Genomic DNA, 6,932 nt, shown 5'->3' on the forward strand with positions numbered 1-6,932 from the left:
TTCAAATCCTGCTCCCGCAACCAACACTAATTCGCCAGACATATCAAAGGCTTCGGATCTGCAATCCGGGGCCTTCTTCGTATTTGCGCCTTCCGCGCCCGCAGCAAGCCGCAGCAGCCCGGCCAGATCGCCCTCCAGCGTCAGATCCAGGCCAGCGCCCTCCGCCGCAGGCGTCAGCACGATCCGCTCCACCAATGCGCGCAGCGCCTCCTTGGCGTCTTCCATGCCTTCGGCGGACCCAAGGGTCCGGATCAGCCGCGATACCCGTTCGCGGTAGGCCTCCGCCATCGACGGGTGAAACACCACCGGGTCCGGGGCTGGGGTATGCTCCAGCTCCCGTTCCAGCTGCTGGCGCCGCGTGTCGAGCTCGATCATCCGGTCTTTGACCTGCTCCGCGGGCACGCCCGCGATGATCGCATCCACCAGCTTCTGGTGGTCGCGTTTTGCGCGGGCCAGTGCCTGTTCCTTTTCCTTGCGGTTCCCGGCGGCTGCCGCCTTCAGCCGGTTGCGCTCGGCTGTGTATTCTTCGCAGAAGACCTGCACCGCGTCCGGATCCATCAGGTGGTTCGCAAGCGCATCCAGCACCCGGGCTTCCAGGTCGGCCTGCTTGATCGTGCGCTTGTTGCTGCAGACCGCGGCCCCCTTGTTGCGGGCCGGGGAGCAGCCGAAGCTGTCCCTGGAGATCTTGGCAAAGCCGCCGCCGCAGCAGCCGCAGGCCATCAGGCCGGAAAACAAGGTCTTGGGGCGGCGCCGGTCCCAGACCGGCACATTGGTGCCCGCGGTCTTCAGTTCGCCCTGGCGGGCCCGGACCGCATCCCAGAGATCCTGTTCGACGATCCGCAACTGCGGAACGTCGGTGATCGTCCACTCGCTTTCCGGGTTCAGCCGCGAGATGCGCTTGCCCGTTTGCGGATCCTTCACGTAGCGCAGCCGGTTCCAGACCTGCCGCCCGATGTAGAGCTCATTGTTCAGGATGCCGGAGCCGCGCTGGCGGTTGCCGTGAATGGTGGAGGCACCCCAGTGGCGGCCGGACGGGGCAGGCACGCGCTCCTTGTTGAGCGCTTCGGCGATCTTCTTCGGCGAAAGCCCGCGGGCGTAGTTCGCGAAGATCCGGCGCACGACATCTGCCTCTTCCGGATGGATCTCGCGCTCGCCGCGGATCACGTCGCCATTGCTCGTGAGTTGCGGCTTCATGCGGTATCCGTAAGCTTTGCCGCCTGCGGATTTGCCCTCCAGTGCGCGCCCTTTGAGACCGCGGTGAGTCTTCATCGCGATGTCCTTGAGCTGGAGCGCATTCATCGTCCCCTTCAGCCCGATATGGATCTCCGAAATCAGCCCGTCCGCCACGGTCTCGATCGGGAGGCCGTTGAAGCAAAATTCCTGGTAGATGTGGGCAATGTCGGCCTGGTTGCGGCTTAGACGGTCGAGGGCTTCCGAGATAACCACATCGAAGGTGCCGCCGCGCGCATCGCGGAGCAGGGCCTGCATGCCGCTGCGCATAAGGCTGGCGCCGGAGATGGCGCGGTCGGAATAGGTGGCCACGACCTCCAGCCCCTGGGCCTTGGCGTAATCGGTGCAGTCGCGGATCTGGTCCTCGACAGAGGCGTCGCGTTGCAGGTCTGTCGAGTAGCGGGCGTAGATGGCTGCTCTGAGCCTGGGCTGGGACATGGCGGTGTTCTCCGGTGGTTTGATGTTAACCGGGAGAATTGCCGTCCCGGTGGTCGGTGCGGGCTGCCTCGCGGGCGAGGGCGCGCAGGAGTTCGTGAAGTGACGCGCGGGAACCGGCGTCCTGCCGGCAGGAGCCGTTTTGCGGGCGGCCGGGTGTTTCCGGCGCCTGCGGGCATTCGGCATGTCTCTTCCGGTCCCGTGCCATAGGCCGAGGTCTCCTGTCTCCGGTGGGCGGTGGCCGCCCGCGTGTGCTGATGGAGACAGTTTAATGCGCCGGACTGGGTTGGATCGACCCAGGTTGTAACTCTGCGGAGACGGAAATTGTGGATAAGGGACTAGAAATACGGAACTTTCCCTCTGCAGAGGGAGCTGGGCAGGGATGCGGGGCATAGACCGCTCCGGCGGGGCTTTGGGACAAAGTATTTCCGGAAGGGAATTATCCGGATTTTGGACCAACCGGAGCCTGCACCGCGGAAGTTTGCACATAAGACTTGTGCAAACCTCGCGGCGGTGCGGCTTGGTTGGCGGGCGCATCTACTGGTCCAGGACCGGCTCTGGATCTACATGCCGCGGCACGTCACGCAGCCAGGACCGGACCGCCTTGGCGTCGAACTCTCGTTTCTGCACCAGGTCTGCAGCCATGTCCTTAAGCAGTTGTTGATGGGGGTACAGCAGCGCGCGCGCGTGGTCCTCGGCGTAGTCGAGCCGCTCCTGCAGGCGCTGGCGTTCGCAGGCCGTCAGGCGGGAGGGATCCTGCGGTCCAAACCAGCCGTTGCCGAAGGCCCCTAAACCCAGTTCAAAATCCATCGCCAGGACCATCCGAGCTGCTTTTCCGAGGTCGGAGGTGGCGCTGCCGCCAGCGCCAGCGGACACAGTCCCAAAGATGAGCCGCTCCGCCGCCCGCCCTGCGAGGTGGATATACAGCTGGCATTCAAAGTCTGCCGACAGACCCGCGTTCGGGGGAACATCCCGCTCAATTGTGCCGCCAGATGGAGACAGGCTGATCCGCGTGATCGTCTCGCCGTAGCTCCACGAGGTGATGGCGTGACCGGCTTCATGAATGGCGATGCGGTAAAGCAGGTCGTGGTTCTCCTCCTGTGCCATGACTTGCAGATGGCGGCGCAGAAGCTGCAGATCGAGCGGGCAGCCGCTGTGCCGGGCTTCACTGCGGGCAGAGCGCACCGCCGCGTCCACGTCGGCGGCGGTTTTGCCAATGCTGTCCCGCGCCAGCTCCAACATCGCATCCTCGGGGAATGCGTCCTGCAGCCGCTCAGCAAGGAGGTGCTGCAGCATCGCCATGCTTGGCAACGGCATCTCGATCTTGATGTCAAACCGCCCGGCTCTCAGCACCGCGGGGTCGATGTGCTGCGGGTGGTTGCAGGCACCAACCACCATGATCCCTTCCTCCAGGCCGATGCGGTCCATCTGCTCCAGGAGACCAGCGATCACCTGCGATCCATATCTGCTGCCGTGGGTGTCGCCGCTGGTGCGCGAGCTGATCGCGTCGATCTCGTCGATGAAGAGGATACAGGGCGCATTCTGCCGTGCTTCATCGAAGCTTTTGCGCATCGCGAGCAGGAGGTTGCCAAGGTGCCCCGCGCTTTGCCACTCGGCGCAACTGGTCTCGACGCAATTGACCCCGGCGCTCCGGCCCATTGCGCGGGCGAGGTGGCTCTTGCCGGTGCCGGGTACGCCGTGCAACAGCAAAGAATGGGGGATCTGGTCCCATGCAACGCTGCCTTCGGCCCACAGGCGCAGGTCTGCGACCAGACAGCGGGCGGTGTTATAGGCCGGGCCAATGCCTGTGATTTCCTCCCTTGGCGCGTGGGCTTCGGGCGGTGAAGCGGCAGCGGCTGCAAGCGCCTGGGACAGGCGCTGAGCCATCTTCTTCGCTGTGGGCGCACGCAGGGCAAAAGAGAGTGCGGCGGTGGAGAGCTCTTGCAGCTGGCCGTTCGGGGGCAGCGCGGCGCGGGTGGCGGCTTCATCAATGCGGCCCGTGCGGCTGTGCGTCTGGCGCAGCAGGGCGATCAGAAAATCCGCGTCCACCTGCGGCAGCGTCAGCTCGTAACAGTGCTCCGCCACCAACGGCGCCGGCAGCACCATCTCATCCGGCAAGCAGATCCACAAAGGCTGGCTGTGCGCCAGGCCTTTAATGATCAGCTCCTGCAGGTCATCAAAGTGACCCTGCTCAATCGCGCCATCGCGGACGCTGGGGACAGCGAGGGTCACGCGCTGAGGCAGCTGCACCTGGCGCCGGGCGCCATAGGCTTGCCAGCCCGGCGGCAGCAGGGCGTTGTTAAGGAGATTTTCCAGGCTCGAAAAGCCGCAGGGAGGAATGTTGCGCAGGATCAGCACAGTGCCGCGGATTAGCTGCGTGTCCACCGCAGCCGGGGAGCCAAAGGCCGCGGCGATCCGCAGCAGAAGCAACAGCTGGTCTGCCGGCAGATCTGTGGCCGGCAGCCAGCGGCCTTTGTCATCGCATGCGTATGGGTCGGCGCCTTCCTGCTCCAGCGCTTCCCAAAGATCCGGAGGCAGATTCCGCGCGTTGGGGTGCTTGCTCAGATGCTGCAGCAAAGAATGGGGGTGATCCGGTGCAGGGGGCACAGGCGGCTCCTCGGCGCCAGCCCTGCCGTCTGGCGCGTCTTCTTTGAGTGTCTTGCGGCGTGTCTGCTGCAGCTCTCTGTAATAGAGATGATAGCGGCGGGCGCAGTCTTCGGCGAACTGCCACCAATCGGGACGCGCGGGCTTGGAGAGATCAAGCTGGCTCATGGAAAGCCTCCTTCAAAAAGGCAAAAGGGATCGGGCGCCCGGTGGAACCGGGCTGGAGATGTTGGAAATTGAAGAGGGGGCGCTTAGGTGTCTTCTTCCGCTCGGATGGCGTCGAGCATCGCGAAGATCACCTGGGTCGCATCGGCGAAGTAGACCTCGCTTTTGACGCTCAGCTCTTCTGCGTAGAGGTCTGGCGGCGCGACGCTGTCGGGGTGCTCTGCCTTCAGCCGCGCATGCAGGCCTTTCTCAATTTGCACAGCTGTGTGGCCGGAGCTGATGGGAACTGTCCGCAGGACCTGCGCCTCCGTCTCCTTGGTCTTCAGTAGTTGGTGGTAAAGGCGGGAAATGGGATCCCTGCTGTAGCCCAGCTTGATCAGCTTAGCTCCATTGGCGAGTTTGAGCTGCATGACGTAGAGAAAGCTTGGCGCACTGCTCCAGCCCTCGCCGCAGTTGCTGCATTGAAACCGGCCAGTCTGCATGTTGGCACGGGCGATCCGCTGAACATGGCCGCAGGCCTGGTGCTGGTACAGGCGGTAGTTCTGGTTCCTGTTCGGATCCGGTCCAATCAGCTCCCAACCCTGCGCGGAGGCTTCTTCTTGCTCCTTATGCTGCTGGCAGAGTTCGCAGCGTACGTCGCAGACGCCTTCGGCGGCACGCTTCACCATCTCAAATTGCCGGCGCAAGTTATGGCCGCAGGGGGCGATATAGTGGGCATAGTGACGGTCTTCCGGATCGCGGCCTGCCCACTTCAAACCTGCGGCCACAGCGTCGGCCTGCCACCGGTCTTGAATGCAGTGCGGGCACTGCGGCTGGCTGTTCATGAGAACAAAGATCTTGCTGGCATGTGCCCGTCGGCAGGTGTGGCAGGATAGGAGCAGGTGATAGCGGTCCTTGATGCGCTGCAGGATGCCGAAGCCCTTGGCTTCGGCGGCGGCGCGCCAGTGGGGGTGAATGGTGAGCGGGAAGGCGGCGGACGTGGCGGTTGATGTATGGGTCATTGAGAACTCCGTTTGCGCAAAGCGGGAGAGAGGGCAGGCGCCGGATATGGGGCACCTGCCGGGATAATCTGGATTTGGGCATGACGCGGCCGGGCGCAGGCGGAGAGATCCGCTGCGGGCCGGGTCAGGTTATGTCACGGGGGATTGGGGGGATCAGACCGGCGCGAATTCCGGAGCTGTCACTGCCATCTCCACCACGGTGTCGACTTGCCGCGCCGCGCGGTTCAGCGCTTCGCGGACACCGGGATCATCGGTAGTGAAAAGGTCCCGGTGCTCATGCATCAGCTGCTGGAATCGAAGTGCCTCGTCCAGGCTCTCAGATTCGATCAGAAAGTGCAGCAGCATGCTCATGCGCTGCATTGGCAAATCTTCGGCACTGACCACCTGTGCCGTCAGGATGTCGCCGCTGAGTTGAAGGCAATCCTGCCACTTGGCTTCGGCGGCCTCTTGGATACCGGTGGATGCGGTATCCCAGGACAGCGCGTGCGACAGATCGCGCTCCAATTCGAGGGCTTCGTCCACTGCTTTGGTCAGCGTGTCGAAGGTGCGGGTGATGAAGGTGGGGCTGTCATCTGCGACAGATGCGGGCCACAGGGCTTTCAGCGCGCATTCGCGCGTGATACGGCAAGTATCAGCCATAGTCGGTCTCCTTCCACGAGATCGGTTTTGGTTAGGGCCGGGCGGGGAGCTTCCACCTTCCCCTCGGCCTGTTGCAAATGTGTGCAACTAGATGCAATATGCACCCATTGAATCTGAATGTCAACTGCACACAAGTGAACACATGGCCAGAACATCAGCGATATCTGTACGAGTGACTGAAGAAACCAAGAAAGCCGTAGAAAAGGCAGCGGCGCAGGATGACCGGTCTGTAGCCTCTTATGTGGAACGGCTTCTGATCGCGCACCTTAAAGAACAAGGGTATCTGCAAAAGTAAGTGCGGGCGCCTGGAGGAAATGACCCAGGTGTCTGGTTCCATCGGCTTGCTGCCATTCAAGATTATCGAAAATGAATAAGTCATCCACGGCCCCCGGCAGGGCGGGTCCAGCAGGCTGCTGGCCGCAGGAAGTTTATCCGGGTGACGCCCGGATAGGCTGACGAGGAGGGGATCGAAGGGGGTATCCCCCTCGCGAACTGGCAAGTTGAAATTCCGGGGTCCAGCCCGGGATTGCAACTTGCCTAGTGAGTACAAGCCTCACAAAAACAAAAAAAGTCTATCGGGATTTTCTTCGTCTTCGCGGAGACTCGGATCAGAGAAGCAGATCCGAGCAGCAAGATGACCGTACAGCCCAAGTTTACTCAAGCCCAGCCCGTAATTCTTGATGAAGCACCGGTTGTGCTGCGCTTTGCAGGCTTGTTTCCGCAGAATCTCGGCAAGTTCAAGATGCATGACGAGCGCTGTGGCGGCGACCTGGATCATGTCGACCAGGAGCTGTCCCGGCTGAACCAGGTGCTGGCCGGCGAACCGGGCTGGCAACAGCAGATACGCGGCGAAATTGC

General features: G+C 62.8%; 5 protein-coding genes and 1 pseudogene. 1 reads left to right on the top strand and 5 read right to left on the bottom strand.

The annotated features are described in order from the left end of the window. From GC1_RS06190 to GC1_RS06205, 5 genes are all read right to left on the bottom strand, one after another. Positions 1-1,668, bottom strand: a 1,668-nt coding sequence (locus tag GC1_RS06190; RefSeq protein WP_039498483.1) for a recombinase family protein, incomplete at its 3' end; no start/stop codon positions are given. Positions 1,669-1,693: 25 nt separating this feature from the next. Beyond that, positions 1,694-1,873, bottom strand: coding sequence for a hypothetical protein (locus GC1_RS22585; RefSeq protein WP_152610607.1), 180 nt, complete (start codon positions 1,871-1,873; stop codon positions 1,694-1,696). 329 nt (positions 1,874-2,202) lie between these two features. Then, entirely contained in the window at positions 2,203-4,437 is a 2,235-nt protein-coding gene (locus GC1_RS06195) for an AAA family ATPase (protein ID WP_052260526.1), read from the bottom strand. 83 nt (positions 4,438-4,520) lie between these two features. Further along, positions 4,521-5,435, bottom strand: a complete 915-nt coding sequence (locus tag GC1_RS06200; protein WP_039498487.1) for a hypothetical protein — start codon at positions 5,433-5,435, stop codon at positions 4,521-4,523. A gap of 153 nt (positions 5,436-5,588) precedes the next feature. Beyond that, the gene (locus GC1_RS06205) at positions 5,589-6,074 is read right to left on the bottom strand and encodes a hypothetical protein (RefSeq protein ID WP_039147851.1); all 486 of its coding nucleotides are present in this window, start codon (positions 6,072-6,074) and stop codon (positions 5,589-5,591) included. Between the two features lie 634 nt (positions 6,075-6,708). On the opposite strand from GC1_RS06205, the pseudogene GC1_RS22590 reads away from it, so the two are divergent. Then, a pseudogene (locus GC1_RS22590) lies at positions 6,709-6,932 on the top strand (hypothetical protein); the annotation flags it as partial.

The sequence above is a fragment of the Leisingera sp. ANG1 genome, assembly GCF_000203975.2.
GTDB lineage: Bacteria > Pseudomonadota > Alphaproteobacteria > Rhodobacterales > Rhodobacteraceae > Leisingera.